Annotated in this window: 14 protein-coding genes and 1 pseudogene; 9 read left to right on the top strand and 6 right to left on the bottom strand. The window is 70.4% G+C overall.

Annotated features, from left to right (window positions below; all coding sequences use genetic code 11):
- Positions 1 to 830: pseudogene (locus tag ABT004_RS31130) on the bottom strand (IS701 family transposase); the annotation flags it as partial.
- 180 nt (positions 831 to 1,010) lie between these two features.
- Between ABT004_RS31130 and ABT004_RS31125 the strand changes: the two are divergent.
- From ABT004_RS31125 to ABT004_RS31115, 3 genes are read left to right on the top strand one after another with little or no spacing between them, the layout of a single operon-like run.
- Complete coding sequence (locus ABT004_RS31125) at positions 1,011 to 1,577, top strand: 2Fe-2S iron-sulfur cluster-binding protein (RefSeq protein ID WP_351343321.1); 567 nt, start codon at positions 1,011 to 1,013, stop codon at positions 1,575 to 1,577.
- Positions 1,574 to 2,566, top strand: a complete 993-nt coding sequence (locus ABT004_RS31120; protein ID WP_351343320.1) for an FAD binding domain-containing protein — start codon at positions 1,574 to 1,576, stop codon at positions 2,564 to 2,566. The genes ABT004_RS31125 and ABT004_RS31120 overlap by 4 nt, the downstream gene beginning before the upstream one ends.
- A gap of 44 nt (positions 2,567 to 2,610) precedes the next feature.
- The gene (locus ABT004_RS31115; RefSeq protein WP_351343318.1) at positions 2,611 to 4,710 is read left to right on the top strand and encodes a xanthine dehydrogenase family protein molybdopterin-binding subunit; all 2,100 of its coding nucleotides are present in this window, start codon (positions 2,611 to 2,613) and stop codon (positions 4,708 to 4,710) included.
- A gap of 31 nt (positions 4,711 to 4,741) precedes the next feature.
- Here the strand turns inward: ABT004_RS31115 and ABT004_RS31110 are convergent, their stop codons facing one another.
- Positions 4,742 to 6,106, bottom strand: coding sequence for an FAD-dependent monooxygenase (locus ABT004_RS31110; RefSeq protein ID WP_351343316.1), 1,365 nt, complete (start codon positions 6,104 to 6,106; stop codon positions 4,742 to 4,744).
- A gap of 56 nt (positions 6,107 to 6,162) precedes the next feature.
- Between ABT004_RS31110 and ABT004_RS31105 the strand changes: the two genes are divergently transcribed.
- The 3 genes from ABT004_RS31105 to ABT004_RS31095 all read left to right on the top strand — a co-directional run bounded on the left by ABT004_RS31105 (position 6,163) and on the right by ABT004_RS31095 (position 10,184).
- The gene (locus ABT004_RS31105; protein ID WP_351343314.1) at positions 6,163 to 6,765 is read left to right on the top strand and encodes a TetR/AcrR family transcriptional regulator C-terminal domain-containing protein; all 603 of its coding nucleotides are present in this window, start codon (positions 6,163 to 6,165) and stop codon (positions 6,763 to 6,765) included.
- A 160-nt stretch (positions 6,766 to 6,925) separates the two neighbouring features.
- Positions 6,926 to 7,939, top strand: coding sequence for a LamG-like jellyroll fold domain-containing protein (locus ABT004_RS31100; protein WP_351343312.1), 1,014 nt, complete (start codon positions 6,926 to 6,928; stop codon positions 7,937 to 7,939).
- A 94-nt stretch (positions 7,940 to 8,033) separates the two neighbouring features.
- Positions 8,034 to 10,184, top strand: coding sequence for a PQQ-dependent sugar dehydrogenase (locus ABT004_RS31095; RefSeq protein WP_351343310.1), 2,151 nt, complete (start codon positions 8,034 to 8,036; stop codon positions 10,182 to 10,184).
- Positions 10,185 to 10,266: 82 nt separating this feature from the next.
- Here the strand turns inward: ABT004_RS31095 and ABT004_RS31090 are convergent, their stop codons facing one another.
- A complete protein-coding gene (locus ABT004_RS31090) occupies positions 10,267 to 11,106 on the bottom strand; it encodes an NAD(P)H-binding protein (RefSeq protein ID WP_351343308.1) in 840 nt (279 codons plus the stop codon).
- Between the two features lie 88 nt (positions 11,107 to 11,194).
- On the opposite strand from ABT004_RS31090, the gene ABT004_RS31085 reads away from it, so the two are divergent.
- The gene (locus ABT004_RS31085; protein ID WP_351343306.1) at positions 11,195 to 11,566 is read left to right on the top strand and encodes a winged helix-turn-helix transcriptional regulator; all 372 of its coding nucleotides are present in this window, start codon (positions 11,195 to 11,197) and stop codon (positions 11,564 to 11,566) included.
- 107 nt (positions 11,567 to 11,673) lie between these two features.
- Positions 11,674 to 13,335: an alpha-L-fucosidase gene (locus ABT004_RS31080; protein WP_351343304.1), complete on the top strand. Its 1,662-nt coding sequence runs from the start codon at positions 11,674 to 11,676 to the stop codon at positions 13,333 to 13,335.
- A gap of 28 nt (positions 13,336 to 13,363) precedes the next feature.
- Here ABT004_RS31080 and ABT004_RS31075 read toward each other — a convergent pair whose 3' ends face one another.
- Positions 13,364 to 14,569: a phospholipase D-like domain-containing protein gene (locus tag ABT004_RS31075; RefSeq protein ID WP_351343302.1), complete on the bottom strand. Its 1,206-nt coding sequence runs from the start codon at positions 14,567 to 14,569 to the stop codon at positions 13,364 to 13,366.
- 303 nt (positions 14,570 to 14,872) lie between these two features.
- On the opposite strand from ABT004_RS31075, the gene ABT004_RS31070 reads away from it, so the two are divergent.
- Positions 14,873 to 15,313: an Aca2/YdiL-like domain-containing protein gene (locus ABT004_RS31070; protein ID WP_351343300.1), complete on the top strand. Its 441-nt coding sequence runs from the start codon at positions 14,873 to 14,875 to the stop codon at positions 15,311 to 15,313.
- A gap of 445 nt (positions 15,314 to 15,758) precedes the next feature.
- On the opposite strand, the gene ABT004_RS31065 is transcribed toward ABT004_RS31070, so the two are convergent.
- Together ABT004_RS31065 and ABT004_RS31060 are read right to left on the bottom strand one after the other, a co-directional pair.
- Entirely contained in the window at positions 15,759 to 16,394 is a 636-nt protein-coding gene (locus tag ABT004_RS31065; RefSeq protein ID WP_451192099.1) for a hypothetical protein, read from the bottom strand.
- A gap of 188 nt (positions 16,395 to 16,582) precedes the next feature.
- A complete protein-coding gene (locus ABT004_RS31060; RefSeq protein ID WP_351343298.1) occupies positions 16,583 to 18,838 on the bottom strand; it encodes an MFS transporter in 2,256 nt (751 codons plus the stop codon).
- Between the last annotated feature and the right edge of the window lie 185 nt (positions 18,839 to 19,023).

Below are 19,023 nucleotides of genomic sequence, written 5' to 3'. Positions count from 1 at the left end.
CTTGCTGCCTTGTCGCCAGGTCACCTGCCGAAACGGTGTGGTGGCATCGACGACATCGGCCAACGCCCGGGGACTGTCGCGGTAGCAGGGCCGCGCCGGCGGCCCCAGCCCGCCGTAGGGCGGCCGATACGGCTCGGCTGCCTCCACCTGCACGGTTTCCTTGGGATCGACGGCCACCGCATACGACCAGCCACGCTCCTCCAGCGCCTGCCGGAAGCTGCGGCCGTAGCCGGCATCAGCCACGATCACCGGCACCTCCTCCACCGAACCGGACAACTCGTCGAGCAGGTGCAGCGCCAGCCGGGGCTTGGGCACATGTCCGACGTCCTCGGGCACCCCCGCGGCCCGCCGCCGCACGACATCGCCGGCCCATTCCTCGGGCAGGAACAGTGCCCACTGAAGCGGACACGACGCGGCATCGGTGGCGGCGTGCACACTGACCGCAACCTGGCAGCTGGCCCGCTTGCCCAGCGCACCGCAGTACTGCCGGGCCACCCCCACCGACGCCTTCCCGCACTTGGGAAACGACACGTCATCGACCACCCACACCGCGGGCCGGATCACCTGGCAGACCCGCTCGGCGATCCGGCGCCGCACCGGTATCCAGTCCCACGGTGTGACTGGCTGACGAACTGCTGCAGGGCCTGCATGTTCCCGTCCGGCAGCCGCTCGGCCATCGGCTGGATCGACTTACGGCGCCCGTCCAGCATCAAACCCCGCAGATAGCACTCGCCCCAGCCCCGCTGATCCCTGCGCGGCACCGAGGCAAACACATCCGCAACGAACAGTCCCAACTCCGCCCGCAGACGGCCCACTTCATGTGCGTCCACACATCCAACATGCTCCTGATCAGCCCCACCGAACAGAGCTAACGAAGCACTACTAGGCCTCGCCGCCCCCTCGCGCGGCGCGTCCTCCGCGTGCCGGAGTGAGTGTCCTGGCCCAGTCTGGATACGCGGGGTCGGACGGCAGACCACGCTTCGGACGGCGGACGAGGGAGCAGAGCGCCCATGGCAACCGATGCCTTCCACTCGGCAGTGCCACTCACCGTGAACGGCGAGCACCGCGATCTCACGGTCGACCACCGCAGCACACTGCTGGACGTCCTGCGCGAGCAGCTGGATCTGACCGGGCCGAAGAAGGGATGCGATCACGGGCAGTGCGGCGCCTGCACCGTGCTCATCGACGGGCGCCGCGCCAACAGCTGCCTGCTGCTGGCCGTGGCCCACGAGGGACGCGACATCACCACCGTCGAGGGTCTGCAAGCCGACGGTGACGGTGATGGCCAGAGCGAGGGCGAGCCCGGCGGCTCCGGTCTGCATCCGCTTCAGCGCGCCTTCCTCGACCGCGACGCCTTTCAATGCGGCTACTGCACACCCGGTCAGCTCTGCTCGGCCGTCGGCGCCATCGCCGAAGCCGCGGCGGGCCACCCCTCACACGTGACGGATCCGGGCGCGGCCCCGGGCGCACCCGTCGAGCTGAGCAAGGACGAGATCCGTGAGCGGCTCAGTGGCAATCTGTGCCGCTGCGGCGCCTATCCGCACATCGTCGAGGCCGTCGAGGACGTGACCCGGTGAAACCCTTCCGGTACCTACGAGTCCACAGCGTCGACGAGGCGACCGCGGCCCACGCGGGGCGGCCGGGCGCCCGCTACCTGAGTGGCGGAACGAACCTCGTCGACCTGATGAAACTGGGGGTGGAGACGCCCGGAACGCTGGTCGACGTGAGCGGGCTGCCGCTGGACGGCGTCGAGGAGCTCGCCGACGGCTCCGTACGCGTCGGGGCGACCGTCCGCAACAGCGACCTCGCCGCCCACCCACTGGTGCGCACCCGCTATCCCGTGCTGTCACAGGCGCTGCTCGCGGGGGCCTCGGGGCAGCTGCGCAACGTCGCCACCACGGGCGGCAATCTGCTCCAGCGCACCCGCTGCCCCTACTTCCAGGACCTGGGCAAACCGTGCAACAAGCGTGAGCCGGGCAGTGGGTGCGGCGCGCGTGACGGCGTCCATCGCGACCTCGCGGTCCTGGGGCACTCGCCGCAGTGCATCGCCACCCACCCCTCCGACATGGCGGTCGCCCTCGCCGCGCTCGACGCCCGGGTGGAGCTGCAAGGAGCGGCGGGCCGGCGCACGCTGCCCGCCGCCGAGTTCCACCGGCTGCCCGGCGACCGCCCGGACCTGGACACCGAGATCATGCCCGGCGAGCTCATCACCGGCGTCCTGCTCCCGGCCGCCACCGCCGGGCTGCCCTCCGCCTACCGCAAGGCCCGCGACCGCGCCTCGTACGCCTTCGCGCTCGCCTCCGTGGCCGTCGCCCTGAGGGTCGAGGACGCCGTGGTGCGCGACGTGCGGATCGCGTTCGGCGGGCTCGCCCACCGGCCCTGGCGGGCCCTGCGCGCCGAACAGGCGCTGACGGGTGAGGCACCGGGCGACGAGGCGTTCGAGCGGGCCGTCGATGCGGAGCTCGCGGCCGCCGAGCCGTTGCGCGACAACGCGTTCAAGGTGCGCCTCGCCCGCAATCTCGCGTGCGACGTGCTGCGCCGCCTGGCGCCGCCCGCCGGTTCCTGACACACCGCGGACCACCCAACCCCCGCTCTCCAGGGAGAAGAACCATGCCGGACACCACCAGCGCTCTCGGGTCGCCTGCCGCGCGCAGGGAAGGCCCGGCCAAGGTGACCGGGGCCGCCCGTTACGCGGCTGAACACACACCTGAGGGGTGTGCCTACGCCTGGCCGGTTCCGGCCCTCGTGGCACGGGGCGAGGTCACCGCCGTCGACGACACGGCGGCGCGGGTCCTGCCCGGCGTAATCACCGTCCTCACCCACCGCAACGCGCCGCGTCTGGCCGAACCGGACGACGTCACTCTCGCCGTGCTCCAGAACGCGCGGGTTCCGCACCGCGGCTGGTACGTCGCCCTCGTCGTCGCCGACACCCTGGAGGCGGCACGCGAAGGCGCCGCGGCCGTCCGTGTCACCTACGCCGAGGAACCCCACGACGTCACCCTGACGGCCGACCACCCCGACGCCTACGTTCCCGAGGACTCCGACGGCACCTCCGGCGAGCACACCCGCGGCGACGCCGACGCCGTGCACGCCCGCGCGTCCGCCCGCGTCGATGTCACCTACCAAGTGCCGCCGCTGCACAACCACCCGATGGAACCGCACGCGGCGACCGCCTCCTGGCAGGGCGGCCGGCTCACCGTGCACGACTCCAGCCAGGGCGCCACCACGGTCCGCGACGTCCTGGCCGGCCTGTTCGAGCTGCCGAAGGACCAGGTGACGGTCGTCTCCGAGCACGTCGGCGGCGGCTTCGGCGCCAAGGGCACACCACGGCCGCACGTGGTGCTCGCCGCCATGGCCGCCCGCGAGACCGGGCGGCCGGTCAAACTCGTCCTGCCCCGGGGGCAGTTGGCGGCCGTCGTCGGCCACCGCTCGCCGACCGTGCAGCGGGTCGGGCTCGCGGCGGAGGCCGACGGCACACTCACCTCCGTGATCCACGAGGTGACCTCGCACACCTCCCGTATCAAGGAGTTCGTCGAGACGGCGGCCGCCGCCACCCGCGTCATGTACGCCTCGCCGCACGGCCGCACCACCCACCGGGTGCTCCCGCTCGACGTGCCCAGCCCCTCTTGGATGCGGGCGCCGGGGGAGGCGCCGGGCATGTACGCCCTGGAGTCGGCGATGGACGAACTCGCCGAAGCGCTCGGCATCGACCCCATCGAGCTGCGGCTGCGCAACGACACCCAGAGCGAACCCGACAGCTCCCGCCCCTTCAGCAGCCGCCACCTCGCCGAATGCCTGCGCGAGGGAGCCCGCCGCTTCGACTGGGCGGCACGCGACCCGCGCCCCCGCTCGCGCGCCGAAGGCTCCGTCCTGGTCGGCTCCGGCATGGCCGCGGCGACGTATCCGGTCATCGTGGCCCCGTCCCGCGCGAGCGCCCACGCCGCACCGGACGGCGGCTTCGTCGTCCGGATCAACGCCACCGACATCGGAACCGGCGCGCGCACGGTCCTCGCCCAGGTCGCCGCCGACGCGCTCGGCGTTCCGGTGGACCGCGTGCGCACCGACATCGGCAACAGCGACCTCCCCAACGCCTCACTGGCGGGCGGCTCCTCCGGCACGGCCTCCTGGGGTTGGGCCGTCCACGAGGCCTGTACGCGACTGGCGGCGGACCTGGCCGACCGGAAGGGGCAGCCGCTCCCGCCGGAGGGGATCGACGCCACGGCCGACACGGCGGGCCGCGCCGACGCCGACAGCGACTTCTCGCGGCACTCCTTCGGCGCACACTTCGCCGAGGTCGGTGTCGACACGGTGACCGGCGAGGTCCGGGTGCGCCGCCTGCTCGGCGTCTACGCGGCGGGCCACATCCTCAACTCCCGTACGGCACGCAGTCAGTTCATCGGCGGGATGACGATGGGCCTGGGCATGGCTCTCACCGAGGGCAGCACGCTGGACCCGGCCTTCGGCGACTTCGTGGAACGCGACCTCGCCGGCTACCACGTACCGGCCAACGCCGACGTGCCCGAGATCGAGGCGCACTGGATCGACGAGGACGACCCGCACCTCAACCCCATGGGCAGCAAGGGCATCGGCGAGATCGGCATCGTCGGAACGGCCGCCGCCATCGGCAACGCCGTGCACCACGCGACCGGCGTCCGCCTGCGCGAACTCCCGCTCACACCGGACCGGGTGCTGGCGGGCGTGCCGCACTAGAGGCGCCCTAGGCAGCAAGCGAACCGCACACTCAGGGACGGCTCCACGCGAGGTGGCCGTCCGGACGGATCAGCGCGGCTCGGGCCGTGTTCCAGTCGTCGCGGTCCTCCGCCTTGGCCAGCTCCGTCGTGACCCGGACGGTGTCGGCCGGCACGTCCTGGCCCGCGGCGTCACCCGCGAAATCCAGGAGGACATGCCGCCCGGTCCTGAGCAGTTCGAACAGGCGGCGTCCGTCGGCGAACCGCAGATCCGGGACGCGCCGGCCGGTGCCGTAGTCCACGTCGAGGCCGGACAGCCGCTCGGCGAGGTGACGGGACAGCTCCGGCACCGTGGCGATCAGGCCGGACAGCACGCGGCGCAGGGCCTGGCCGTCCGCCGAGTACGCCATCGTCAGCGCGGTCTGCGCCTGCGTGTGCACGAGCAGGTCGGCCCCCACCGGACGCCGCTCCGTCTCATAGGTGTCCAACAGGTCGTCGCCAGCTCGGCCGGTGGCGACCGCGGCCAGTTTCCATCCCAGGTTCATGGCGTCCTGCACGCCCACATTGAGCCCCACGCCACCGGCCGGGAAGTGCATGTGCGCCGCGTCGCCGGCCAGCAGCACCCGGCCGCGGCGGTAGGACGATGCCTGCCGGGCCGCGTTGCCGAAGCGGGACAGCCACACCGGATCGCGCATTCCGAAGTCCGATCCGGCGATGTCCGTGACTCTCGCCCGCAGCTCCGACAGGGTCGGCTCGCCCGGCCGACCCTCCTGGACGCTGTCCGGGTTCGCACCGACGATGCGGTGGACGCCTCCCGGCATCGGTACCACCATGAGGCCGCCCCGAGGACTCGTGACACTGGCGAAGCCGCCGCGCGGCGGCGAGTCCAGGACCACGTCACCGAGCCAGCCCCACGCGGTCGCGTCCGTTCCCGGGAAATCGATGCCGGCCGCCCGCCGGACGGTGCTGCCGGCACCGTCGCAGCCCACCACGAACCGCGCGCGCACGAGTTCGCCGTCATCGACGACAACACCCTCCTCGTGCAGCGCGGTCACTCGATGGCCGCGCCGGACGGTCGCGCCCAACTCCCTTGCCCGGGACTCGAAAAGCTCCTCGGTGCGCGTCTGAGGCAGCGCCAGAGTGAAGGGGAAGGGCGTATCGAGGACACGGAAGTCCATGCGGTCCTCAAGGCCTCCGAAGTGCCCGTTGGGAATCGGAACGCCTTCGGTGACGAACGCTCCGGCGACCCCGCGACTGTCCAGCACCTCGATGGTGCGGGGGTGAATCGTCAGAGCCTTCGAGTGCGGGTCCGGAGCGGTGCGGGGTTCGACCACCGTGACCGACGCCCCGCCCAGCCGCAGCTCCGCGGCCAGCCACAGCCCGACGGGACCGGCGCCCACCACCACGACGTCATCCATGACAACCTCCTCTTGGTCAGTGACCAATACCCGATGCCGTCAGATATACTTGGTCAGTGAACAAGAGTCAAAGCGAGGTAGTGGCCACCGCCCTGGAAACCCTCGACGAAGTGGGCCTGGAGGCCGTCTCGTTGAGGGCGATCGCGGAGCGGCGGGGCGTGCGGATGAACACCGTCGTCTGGCACGTGAAGTCCAAGGGCCGCCTTCTTGAACTGATGGCGGACGTCATCGTGTCCGAGATCCGTCTCGACGACCTGCCCGCACGCTGGGACCACCGCGCCGCCGAACTCCTCGGGCGTTACCGCCGTGCGCTGCTCGCCCACCGGGACGGCGCGGCCGTCGTCGGCGGCACGTACGCACCCGAACCAGCCACGCTCGCCGTCGCGGAGACGCTGATCGCCGCCCTGCTGGACGGCGGCTACCGCGAGCAAGAGGCAGTGTGGACCTGCTGGAACGCCCTCTACTTCACCCTCGGCCTGTGCAGGGAGGAGCAGGCGATCTCCAGTGCTGAACCCGACCGCCTGGCCGAGGCTGTCGCCTCCGGCGCGTTCCCGGCCCTCAGCCGCACCCTGCCCCACCTGCTGCAGCCGTCCTTCGACGGCAGGTTCTCCTACGGTTTGCAGCGCCTCCTCGACCTCCCTGGCGATCCCTCCCGTTGACCGGATTCCCCACCGGGTGCGGCAACGCCTTGAACGCAACGCCTGCCGCGACATCGTTGTCTGCCAACGTTGTCTGCACTCTTGTCGCCTCCGCTCGATGTTTGTACGTTGCAGGCGACGCAGTAGGAAGCGCTTTCAACGCGTGTTCTCTGGAGGAGACATGACGTCTGGCACCGCCGCGCCCGCACGCCGACGCAGATCCGTGCGTTCGAGGTCATGGCCCGTCGCGGTGGCGGCCGGGGCCGCTCTGCTCACCGCCGCACTCGTCACGCCGGCCGGCGGTGCGTCAGCGTCGGACGACCCGTCCGCAGCCGCCCTGGCAGGCATCCGCGGGAGCCTGGTCGCCGGCTACGACTTCGAGCATCCGGATCCCACGGACGCCGGGCGTGAACGCGACATCGGGGCGTCCGGCCCCCCTCTGTCGCTCGTCAACGGCGGCTCGGCGATGCGCGTGCGCGACGACGCCGATCCGCGGCGCGGCCACGTCCTCCAGACCCGGCAGGTGAACCCGGACACGGTGGGCAACGACGACTGGAAGGCCGGGGTGTACGACCCGGACGGTGCGGCCTCGCTGCACGCGTTCAACGGGGCGCGCCAGGCCACGGTGATGGGCTGGTTCCGTACCACCGGGCAGAACCCGAGCCCGAATTCGGGTTCGGCGGACCCCTCCGACCGCTACAACGCCATCGGCCTCGCGGGCGTCCTGACCGGGGACTCGAACGGGCACGACGTCCGGGCCCTCCTCGAACTGATCGATGTGGACGGCGAGTTGCGCCTCGTCGCACTCGGGCGCCGCGTCGACGGCTCCGCGTCCCAGACCTTCGCCGCGGACGGCGACTGGCGTACGCATCTGCCGGACGGCCAGTGGGTCCACCTCGCCGCGACCTTCGACTTCGACACGGGCAGGATGGTGCTGTACCGCAACGGCCGTACGCTGCCCGGCAGTTACGTACGCGACGACGACCCGTGGGCCCTCGCCGGAGAGCCGGAACCCGACCGCGCCTCGCCGACCGACCCGCGCGGCATCAAGATCGGCGGGAGCTTCCCTCAGAACACCCGCGAGGCCAACCCCTGCAACTGCCGCATGGACGACCTGCTGTTCCTGGACCGGGCCGTCACCTCGGGGCAGGTGAGGGCCGAGTATCGCCGCACCGGCTGGCAACCAGCCTCCTGAGGCCATGCCCTGGGCGAGGCACGTCCTGTGCACGCCGCCACCCGAGCGAGCCCCCTGCGTACCCGCACCCGCACACCACACGAACGGAGCCCCCTTGTCCCCGTCGGCCCCGCACGTCCGGCCCCGCAAAAGACCTCTCCTCGTCCAACTCCTCATCGGCACCCTGCTCACCGCGGCGCTCGCCGCGACACCGGTGGCATCGTCCACACCGGCAGGCGCGGCCGAAGCGCCCGCCGACGCCACGTCGGCCGCTGTCACCGACCCCATCCCCGGCAAGCCCGTCACCTCCGGACTCGGCCTCGAAGTACAGGAGTTCGCCCAGCTCCCGAAGTCCGAGCCGCGCCCGGGACCGGTCGAGGACGACCGCCTCATCCGGCACAACCGGATCAACTACCTGACCCCGTTCCCAGGTGGGTCGGGCCGCTTGGCCGTCGCGGACCAGAACGGCACCATGTACTCCCTCAACAAGGACGGCTCCGGGCAGCACACTTACCTCGACCTGTACAAGGAGTTCTCCTCCGCCTTCTACGCCAGCCGGGGACTGGGCACCGGCTTCGGCTACGTCGCCTTCGACCCTGACTTCCGGCACAACGGCCGCTTCTACACGGTCCACACCGAGAAGCCCGAACTGACCGACGCCAAGCCGGACTTCGACCAGCCCAGCGGTAACGGGTTCCACGGCATCGTCACCGAGTGGACGGCCGACGACCCGAGCGCGCCCACCTTCTCCGGCACCCACCGAGAGCTGCTCCGTATCGGCTTCAACGGGCAGGTCCACGGCGTCCAGCAGCTCGACTTCAACCCGACCGCCAAGCCCGGCGACGCGGACTACGGGCTGCTCTACATCGCGGTCGGCGACGGCGGAAAGGGCAACAGCACCGGCGATCCGCAGAACCGTGCCCTCCCGCACGGCAAGCTCCTGCGCATCGACCCGCGCGGCGACAACAGCGCGAACGGCGAGTACGGCATCCCGCCCTCCAACCCGTTCGTCGGCGAGACAGGCACCCTCGGCGAGATCTACGCCATCGGCATGCGCGACCCGCACCGCTTCAGCTGGGACGCGCGCGGCAGCCACCGCATGTTCCTCTCCCACGTCGGCGAGCACGCCATCGAGTCCGTCTATGAGGTGCGGGCGGGCGACAACTACGGCTGGAGCGAACGCGAGGGCGCCTTCGTCTTCGACAAGAAGGCCACCGACCCCTGCGCCAAAATCCTTCCCTTGCCCGCCGACGACGCGAAGTACGGCTACACCTACCCAGTGGCCGCCTACGACCACGACCCGCCGGCGAACTGGGACTGCAAGTCCGATGTGGGCCGCGGTATCTCCGGCGGCTACGTCTACCGCGGCAAGGACCTGCACGGACTGCAGGGCAAGTACCTCTTCGGTGACATCGTCGACGGCCGGCTCCTGTACACCGACGCCGCCGACATGCGCCGCGCGAAGCCTGGCGCCGAACAGCAACTGGCCCAGAACTACAGCCTGATGGTCTACGACGCGAAGTCCGGCAAGCGCGTCTCCATGCAGGAACTCGCCGGTGACGAGCGCGTCGACCTGCGGTTCGGGCAGGACGCGGAGGGCGAGCTGTACATCCTCTCCAAGGCCAACGGCAAGATCTGGAAGGTGACGGGGACGCGCAAGTTCGCGAGCTGCGACACGAGCGGGACCACCCTCACCGACGTGATGGGCGCCGAGAACTGGGCGCCCGTCACCCCGCCCAAGTGGCAGTTCACGGACGGCCAGGCGGTGATGACCGAGCCGGGCGTCGAGCGGCCCGGACCCCGCCGCCCCTACGAGTACGCGGTGCTCACCGCAGGACCCACGTACCGCAATGTCCGGATCGACGCCGACGTCCGCATCGACACACCGGCCGACATCGACAACCGGGACGTGGTCGTCGTCTTCGGCCATGAGTCGGACACCCGGTTCGGCTACGCGCACCTCTCACAGGACAACTCCATCTACCCGCACAACGGCGTCTTCACGGTGGACGACGCCGACCGGCTGCGGGTGGAGGACCAGTGGGACGGCACCACCGGCGCCCCGCCCGCGATCAGCGACGCGGCCTGGCACCAGGTCAGGGTGGTGCGCTGCGGGGACACCGGAGAGACGGCCGTGTACATGGACGGCTCGTCGCACCCCTTGATGACAGCGGTGAGCGCGCGGCCGGGCGACGGCCGGATCGGCTTCGGTTCGTTCGACAACGCCGGCCGGATCCGCGGCCTCAAGGTCTCCGGAAAGCCTTAACAAACAGGTGAGTTGACAGTCACTCAGGTTGGCAAGGCTTGGTGCGAACGATCGGTTCGTACCAAGCCTTGCCGGTTCGTTCTCAGCGGAACGCGGCGACGTTGCCGGCCACCCAGTCGGAGAACGGGCGCGGCGGGCGGCCCAGGACCTGCTGGACGTCCGGGCTGACGCGCAATTCGGCCGGGTTCGGGGACCCGACGATGTCCAGCGTGTCATCGGCGAGCTCCGCCGGCATGCTCCGGGTCATGGCGGCCTTGGCCTCGTCGCGGGTGAGTTCCTGGAACCTGACGGGCGAGCCGAGGGCGGCGGCGATGGCCTCCGTCTGCTCGCGTGGAGTGATCACCTCCGGGCCCGTCAACTCGTAGGCGCGACCGGTGTGTTGGTCCTCCAGCAGGCAGGCCGCCGCGACCGCGGCGATGTCCGCCGGGTCGATGATCGGCACGCCGACATCGCCGAAAGGCGCGGCGACGACCTGCTGGTTGCGGACGGAGTCGGCCCACCACAGGGCGTTGGAGGCGAAGCCGCCCGGCCGCAGGATGGCCCACTCCAGGCCGGACTCCCGCAGGGTCTCCTCCAGCGAGCGCATCGCGATCCGCGTAGCGCCGAAGGGCCTCGTCACCACCCCGAGCGTGGAGAGCAGGACGACACGGCGGACCCCGGCGGCCGCGGCTTCGCCGATGATGTGTGCGGGGTCGGCTCCCGTCGCGTGCAGGTCGCCCGACAGCAGCAGGAACAGCGACTTCGCGCCGGTCAGCGCGGGCTTGAGGGCGGCCGGCTCGGCAAGGTCGGCCACCACGTGGCGGACGCCGTCGGGCACCGCCGCCATGTGCCGTGACACCGCCGTCACTACCTCGCCCGACTCGGCCAGCATCCGCGTCAACGTACGCCCGATGTTCCCGGTGGCTCCGGTCACTACGATCATGGTCAGCTCCTCGATGTGTTCTGAGGGCTGCACGCTAGGAGCCTGGGCTAACTTTTGGTAAGGGCATACCCGAAGGTAAGCTCATGTCATGGATGAAGGCGTGCAGCGCAGGCAGGTCGAGCCGGGCAAGCGGTATGACGTGTTTCACACCGACTGCCCCGCCAGGTCCGTGGTCGACCATGTGACCAGCAGGTGGGGGATCTGGGTGCTGATCGCCCTGCGGGGCAGCGACCTCCGGTTCTATGAGCTGCGCGAGAGCATCCAGGGCATCAGCGAGAAAATGCTCGCCCAGACCCTGCGCGCACTGGTCCAGGACGACCTGATCCGGCGTGAGGTCGAACCGACGACGCCACCCCAAGTCACCTACGGACTGACCGAGTTCGGCCAGGATGTCGGCGAGCCGCTGACGGAGCTCTTCGACCGGATCACACACCGGCTGTCGCAGCGGAACGCGCGATAGCGAGGCATCACTCCAGTCACAGCTCTTACCGAAAATTCGTTACTGCGTCATGATCCACCGAAGCGCAGCGAAGAGAGATCCGAGCCATGTGCCTGTAGGAGTGACTGATGACGTCTCGCCGCCAGATCCTCGGTGTCCTGGGTGCCGTGCCCGCGATCGCCGCCCTCGGCAGCACCGGCGCGTACGCCGCCACTGCCGCGCCGACGGGAGCGCCGGCCGGCAGCAGGGTCCGCGTCCGCCCCGCCTCGATCATCCCGGTCACCGGGGACGACACCCCGGAACAGATCATCGCCAAGGCCGCGAACGTCGTGCCTAGGAAAGGGCAGTTGGCGTGGCAGCGGCGGCAGATAACGGCGTTCACGCACTTCGGGATGAACACGTTCACCGACCGCGAGTGGGGGTCGGGCGCCGAGGACCCGGCGACGTTCGCGCCGACCGCTGTCGACGCGGATCAGTGGATCCGTACGTACAAAGCCATGGGCGCCGAGCTCGCGATGATCACCGCCAAGCATCACGACGGGTTCACGCTGTTCCCCAGCCGGTACACACCTCATTCGATCCTCAAGAGCCCCGGTCGGCCGAACGTCGTCCGCACGTACGTGGATGCGGCACGCGCCCACGGGATGCGCGTAGGGATCTATCTCTCGCCCTCCGACGGCGGCGAGTTGCCGCACGCCTGGCACGCCGAGTGGATCGAGTCCCTGCGGAAGAAGCAGGACGAGGGTGGGACGCTGACCTCGGTGGAGCAGACCGCCGTCGACGACGGTGACCGTGCGCCCGGCGGCCTCGGCCGGTTCGGCAACGGCAGTGCCGTCAAGGAGCACACCATTCCCACCCTCGTGGACGGCGACGACCGGGCGGACGCCGTGCGGTCGGGGAAGCTGCCCACGTTCACCGTGCACGTCAACGACTACGACGCGTACTACCTGAACCTGGTCTACGAACTGTTCACCGAATACGGGCCGTTGGACGAGTTCTGGCTGGACGGCGCCAACCCGTGGGCCGACGCCGGGATCACCCAGAAGTACCGCTTCGAGGAGTGGTTCCGGGTCATCAAGGCGCTGTCGCCGGACACCGTGGTCTTCGGCGGCCCGGCGGGTGTGCGCTGGGTCGGCAACGAGGACGGGATCGCGCGCGAGACCGAGTGGAGCGTCGTGCCGACGACCGCCGACCCGCGGACGTACCACGGTGAATGGCTGCTGCCGCACGGCGCGAGCGTGGCCGACATCGGCTCCCGCGCCCGGCTCACCGAGTCCGGCGTGACCCATCTGTCCTGGTTCCCCGCGGAGGCCGATGTCTCCAACCGGCCGGGCTGGTTCCACCACGCGGACGAGAAGCCGAAGACGGCGGCCCAGCTCTTCGACCTGTACGAGAAGAGCGTCGGGCGCAACGCGTCCCTGCTGCTCAACGTGCCACCCTCGAAGGCGGGGACGATCGATGCCGCGGACGTCGCCGAGCTGACGGCCTTCGGGCAACGGGTACGCAAGGTGTACGGCCGGCCGGTGGCCGCGAACGCCGACGGGACGACCACCTTCGACCGGGTCGGGGTCCGCGAGGACATCGAGCACGGGCAACGGGTGGAGAAGTTCGCCGTCGAGGCCGACACCGGCGGAACCTGGCGTCAGATCGCCACCGGTACCACCATCGGCCATCAGCGGATCCTGCCGCTGGACGCTCCTGTCACCGCGCGCCGCGTACGTGTCAAGGTGCTTGCCGCTCGCGCGGAGCCCCACCTTGGACGGACCACGCTCCACCGGGCGGCCGACTGAGAGGAGGCCGCGTTCCCGCGCGTGGTGCTCACAGGAAGCGCCGGAGCGGCAGCACCGCCGCTTCACGCACGCGTTGCAGGGCGGCGCGGCGCTTCCAGCGGACCTCGGTCATCCTGGTGCTGTGGCCGAGGTCGGCGTCGAAGTCCCGGTCGAGTCCGGCGGTGAACTCCGCGTCGAGGACGGCCAGCATGACCTCTTCGTCGTGCTCCATGGAGCGCCGGTTGAAGTTGGTGGAGCCGATCAGGGCCGCCAGCCCGTCCACCGTGATGACCTTCGCGTGCATCATGGTCGGCTGGTACTGGAAGAGGGACACCCCCGCTTCCAGAAGGCGCGCGTAGTGGTGCTGCCCGGCCAGTTGGCAGGCCCGCTGGTCGGTGTGCGGGCCGGGCAGCAGGATCTCCACGGTCACCCCGCGCCGCGCCGTCGCGCACAGCAGATCGATGAAGTACGTGTCCGGGGCGAAGTAGGCGGTGGCCAGGCGGAAGCGCTGCTCGGCCGAGGTGAGCGCGACCCGGATCAGGGTCTGCATGTCCTGCCAGCCGAATCCCGCGGAGCCCCGCACCACTTGCACGACGGAGTCGCCGGCCTTGGGGTGTTCGGTGAACCGGTCCCGCTCGTCGTAGAGCGTGTCGTGGCACTCGGCCCAGTTCTGGGCGAAGGCGGCGGCGATGCCGTCCACGGCGGGTCCCCGCACCTTGACGTGGGTGTCGCGCCACTCGCGCGGATTGCGGGCGTCGCCGCACCACTCCTCGGCGATGCCGACGCCGCCGGTGAACGCCGTGTGCTCGTCGATGATCAACGCCTTGCGGTGGCAGCGGTGGTTCTGCTTCAGCGGCGACAGCCACAGCGGTTTGCGGAACCAGGAGACCTCCACGCCCGCGGCGTCCATGTCCGCCAGCAGATCCTTCTCGATCTCCTTGGCGCCGAAGCCGTCGAGCAGCAGCCGCACCCGCAGCCCGGCCCGGGCCCGCTCGGCGAGGGCGGCGGCGAAGTCGCGGGCTATCTGCCCGCGCCAGTACACAAACGTCATCATGTCGACGGTGTGCTCGGCCGTCCGGATCGCCTCCAGCAAGGCGGGGAAGATCTCGTCGCCGTTGCGCAGGGCGACCAGTTCGTTCCCTTCGGTCGCGGCCACACCGATCAGCCGTTCCAGGCGGCGACGCAGGCGCTGGATGCCGACCAGCTCGGCGCTGGCGCTGGCAACGGCACTGGCGGGCTGATCGGCGAGAGTCATGTGCGGTCCTTGGCGGCAGGGCGGGTCGGGCGGCATGAGGGGGGCGTCAGCAGGCCCGGCCGGCCGCCGGGGCATCCACCGGAAGCCACCTCGATTTCCCGTCAACCGGTGATCGTAACCATGCTGCTACCACAGCGTTTTGGCGGGGTCTCCAACCGGGCCGCGGGGCCGCTCGATCGCCTGGTCCACGGCAAGGGTGCCCTTGCAGGGTTCCAAATCCGGAAGCTACGTTTTGTCCGATCGGTTCGAGTGACCCCCTCCAGCCCTGGCCTCGGCCGGGGCTCTCGCACGGCTGGAGCATCCATGACGGAGACCTTCCCCGACCCGACCGGCACACCGGAAGGCGAGCGGATGACGCCGGCCGCGTTCCGAGTCGCCCGCGAATTCCTGGGACTCAGCCCGGAATGGCTCGCGGAGAACTTCGCCGTGTCCGCCCGGACGGTCGACCACTGGGAACAGGGCAAGCACCCGATCCCGGAAACCGTCCGGCGGCAGCTGGCGGACTTGCAGCGCCTGACCGGGGAGTTCATCGGCAAGGCCGTGGAGCAGTTGATCGACCTCCCGGACCCGGGGATCGTCACGTTCCGGACCGACGCCGAATACCACGCCGGCCACCCGGAGTCCGCCTACCCGGCGAGCTGGCACCGGGCCGTCTGCGCGCGGATCGCACAGGAGGTGCCCGGCCTCGTCATCGCCTACGCCGACGCCGTGGACTCGGAGGACGTGAAGGTGGAGGCCGAATAGCCGACGGCTCGCGGAGGATGTCTCCCCCTGGGACGCGATCGACTGGTTCACGGCCGGGCTGTTTCGCCCTTCGCGCTGACCTGGTGGAGGGGGCGTGGGCGAGGGCTGTCGTCGCGGCTCCGCTCCGCCGCACGTTCTTGCCCCGCTCCGCACCAGCGCACGTGCCTGTTCAGGGACTTGTCGACATTGCCACGGCTGTCTCGCCGCACCTGCGCAGCCCACGCTGGGAGTGCGACGACCGCGCCGACTGAGGGGACTATATGCAGGGCGGAGTCCACGCCCTGACCAGTCGCAGGGGGAGGGTGTGCAGCACCGTCGGCCGGCGCGCCCGGCACCGCACTGCCGCACTTCACCGGCTACGGGCCCGGCACCGCTCAGCTTGCTGGGGAAGCCCACGGCGACAAGCCCCCGCGGTGCTGCTGGGCGTGACCCGTCGACAGCCTGATCAGGTGCGGGATGAGCGCCCCACCGTGAGCTGTGCATTGGTGGTCGCGAGCACGGTGTCGGCCAGTTCTGCGGCGGACTGTCCACGGCCCGCATCGATGCGATCCAGGCTCAGCCTGTCGATGGCGTCGAGCATGAGTACCCGGTAGCGCTCCGTGCGAGCCAGGAACTTGTCCATCAGGGCCCGTTCGTCGTCTGTGGCTGCTTCATAGCGGCCCGCCGCGTGAACACGTGCGCGTACTACGGAGTCGTCGGTGGTGAGCCACACGGCGGCCGTGCGCGGGACCCGCAGCCTCGCGACACGGGCGGGCCAGAGAGCTGACCCCTCCAGAACCAGGCCCGTGCTGTCACGGTCCTCGGTCGCACGGGACGTGATCAGCTCTTCGATGCGGGGCCACAGCCGGTCGTAGTGGCTGAGAACGGACGTGATCAGTTCGTCCACCGTGAGCGATCCGTAGTGCTCGGCGACATGCGCCGGCACCTCCCGCTCCGGAGTTCGCCAGGGTCGCCCGGGGTGCCGGGCCAGCCCGTCGGTGCTCAGGTACTCGAACCCGAGCTTCTCCGCCACCACTTGGGCAACAGTCGACTTCCCGACGTTCGACGTCCCGCCGATCAACACCACCCGCACATCGCGCACACCAACGACCCTAGGGCCTGTCAGGGCGCCGCGGGGTGAGGGCCGGGTGCCGAGGACGAAGCCGTACGACTCGGTTCCGCTACGCCGCCGACGGGGCAGCCGCCCGCGCCATGGGCGACCGGCGCCTCACCGCGCATGGCCCGACAGCCGCATGCTGTCGGGCCCACCGGCCGTCAGGGCAGGGCGAGTTACCGCGCCGGGTGGTCGAGGGCGATGTCGAGCCCCTGCACCACGCCGTCGCGCACGCTGACCGCGTCGGCCTTGGGCGGGTAGCCCCTCGCGATCAACGTGTAGTCGCCCGTGTCCAGATCGGCGAAGGCGTACGTGCCGTCGAGGTCGGTGGCCGTGGTGGCCACCACGTTGCCCGCACCGTCGACGAGCGTGACCCGCGCGTCGTTCAGCGGGCCGCTCCGGGTGAGTACGGTGCCCCGCACCTCGGCGCCGGAGCACAGCTCGATCGTCACCCGCGTGACTCCGGTCCCGGCGACCTCGACGGGGAGGGCGGCCGGACGGAATCCACCGGCGTTGACGGCCACCGTCACCGTGCCCGGTGCCAGGTCCGAGAGGGTGAAGGCGCCGTCGTCATCGGACGCTGCGGCGGCGAGGACATCTCCCCGTACATCTGTCACCACGAGGGTGGCGGCGACGACCGGGTCGTGCGATTCGGCCGCCCGGATCACGCCGCTCAGACCGCTGGTGCCGCTGAGCAGGATCTCGTGCGAGAGCGGCTCGTCGCCGACCAGCACGGTGGACGCCTGCGGCGCATGGCCGTGGGCCGCGGTGATCAGTATGTAGCTGCCCGCACCCGGTACGTCGAGGCTGTACGAGCCGTCGTTGCGGGTGATCGCACGGCCCAACTGCCGCCCACCCAGGGAGATCACGGTGACGGCGGCCTGCGCGACGGGCGCCTTCTCGGCGTCCTGCACGCGGCCACTGACCGGGGTGCCGGTCCCGGTCTGTGTCGGCACCGGCGTGGCGTTCCGGACGTCCGTCGCAGCGGAGTCGGAGCCCTCCGTCGGAACGTCCTGTGTCGCCTCCTCCTGCTCGCCCGTCTTCTGCAGGACGGGGATGAACACCGCGATGACGAAGGCGACGAGGGCGACACCGCAGCCCACCATCATGCCCGTGCGGAAGCCGCCCTCCGAAGTGAAGGTTTGGCCACCCATGGTGGTGGTCATCTGCGCGAGAACGACGCCGATGACGGCGGCGCCGATGGAGGTGCCGAGCGAGCGCATCAGAGTGTTGAAGGCGTTCGCCGCGGCCGTCTCGTCCTGCCGGACGGAACTCATGATCAGTGCCGGCATCGCGCCGTAGGCGAGGCCGACGCCGCCGCTGGTGATCATGGCGGTGAGCATGATGCCCCAGGCCGTCCCCATCAGCAGCATCGCGGCTCCGTAGCCCGCCGCGACGACCAATACACCGCACAGCAGCGTGAACTTGGGACCGCGGGCGTTGGTGAGCTTCCCGCCGAGCGGAGAGACGATCATCATCATGATGCCGCCGGGAGCCATCCAGAGCCCCGCCGCGAGCATCGACTGTCCCAGGCCGTAACCGGTGGCCTCGGGGAACTGCAGCAGCTGCGGCATGATCAGCATGCTCGCGTACATGCCGAAGCCGACGAAGATCGACGCGATGTTGGTCATCAGCACGCGGGGGCGGGCCGTGGCGCGCAGGTCCACCAGCGGCTCACGGGTGCGCAGCTCCCAGTAGCCCCAGAGGAGCAGCACGACGACGGCGGCGCCGAACAGTCCGAGGGTGCTGCCCGAACCCCAGCCCCAGTCCCCGCCCTTGGAGACCGCGAGGAGCAGGCAGACCAGCCCGATCGCGAGGCCCACGGCGCCGACTCCGTCGAAGCGCTGCCCCTTGCCGGGGGCGGGAAGGCTGGGGACGAACATCCAGATCATCACGGCGATCACGGCGCTGAGTCCTGCCGCACCCCAGAACAGCACGCGCCAGCTCGCGTACTCCGAGACGGCGGCGGCGATCGGTAGGCCGATGCCGCCGCCGATCCCCATGGAGGCGCTGACGAGCGCGATGGAGGAGCTGAGCTTCTCCGCGGGGACGACATCGCGCAGCAGCGCGATCCCGAGCGGCACCATGCCCATGCCCATGCCCTGGAGACCGCGCCCGATGATCATCGGAAGCACGGTGGAGGAGAGCGCGCACACCACCGAGCCGATGATCAGCGGCACGGTGCAGATGAGCAGCATGCGCCGCTTGCCGAGCAGGTCCCCGAGGCGTCCGGAGACCGGGACGCACACAGCCGAGACCAGCAGCGTGACGGTGATGACCCACGCCGTGTTCGAGGGCGTGCTGTCCAGGATCTGCGGCAGGTCCCCGATCAAGGGTGTGACAAGGGTCTGCATGATCGCCGCGACGGTGCCGGCCAGGGCCAGTGTCGCGACCACACCGCCTGACCGGGTCGTCGGCTGGGGGGTCGCCATTCGGGCTCCTCGCTCATAGTTTCAATGCTTCTATGTGCACTATACACATCGTATGGCTCATGCATAATCATTGCATGATGCACACCTAGGGTGAGGGGCAGAGAAGATTTTTGTGCGACCCGGCAACCTGATGCCCGGTCGCGGCTCGTCGTGGGGGGTATGGTGGCGACCCGCGACCATGACCC

The sequence above is a fragment of the Streptomyces sp. NPDC002790 genome, assembly GCF_040295505.1.
Classification (GTDB): Bacteria; Actinomycetota; Actinomycetes; order Streptomycetales; family Streptomycetaceae; genus Streptomyces.
This window is presented reverse-complemented; position numbering and strand designations above follow the sequence as displayed.

What these genes read in the sequence shown, in the direction of transcription:
- ABT004_RS31125 (WP_351343321.1), top strand. Translation starts at nt 1,011, where the DNA reads ATGGCAACCGATGCCTTCCACTCGGCAGTGCCACTCACCGTGAACGGC.
- ABT004_RS31115 (WP_351343318.1), top strand. Translation starts at nt 2,611, where the DNA reads ATGCCGGACACCACCAGCGCTCTCGGGTCGCCTGCCGCGCGCAGGGAA.
- ABT004_RS31110 (WP_351343316.1), bottom strand. Translation starts at nt 6,106, where the DNA reads ATGGATGACGTCGTGGTGGTGGGCGCCGGTCCCGTCGGGCTGTGGCTG.
- ABT004_RS31100 (WP_351343312.1), top strand. Translation starts at nt 6,926, where the DNA reads ATGACGTCTGGCACCGCCGCGCCCGCACGCCGACGCAGATCCGTGCGT.
- ABT004_RS31090 (WP_351343308.1), bottom strand. Translation starts at nt 11,106, where the DNA reads ATGATCGTAGTGACCGGAGCCACCGGGAACATCGGGCGTACGTTGACG.
- ABT004_RS31085 (WP_351343306.1), top strand. Translation starts at nt 11,195, where the DNA reads ATGGATGAAGGCGTGCAGCGCAGGCAGGTCGAGCCGGGCAAGCGGTAT.
- ABT004_RS31080 (WP_351343304.1), top strand. Translation starts at nt 11,674, where the DNA reads ATGACGTCTCGCCGCCAGATCCTCGGTGTCCTGGGTGCCGTGCCCGCG.
- ABT004_RS31075 (WP_351343302.1), bottom strand. Translation starts at nt 14,569, where the DNA reads ATGACTCTCGCCGATCAGCCCGCCAGTGCCGTTGCCAGCGCCAGCGCC.
- ABT004_RS31070 (WP_351343300.1), top strand. Translation starts at nt 14,873, where the DNA reads ATGACGGAGACCTTCCCCGACCCGACCGGCACACCGGAAGGCGAGCGG.
- ABT004_RS31060 (WP_351343298.1), bottom strand. Translation starts at nt 18,838, where the DNA reads ATGGCGACCCCCCAGCCGACGACCCGGTCAGGCGGTGTGGTCGCGACA.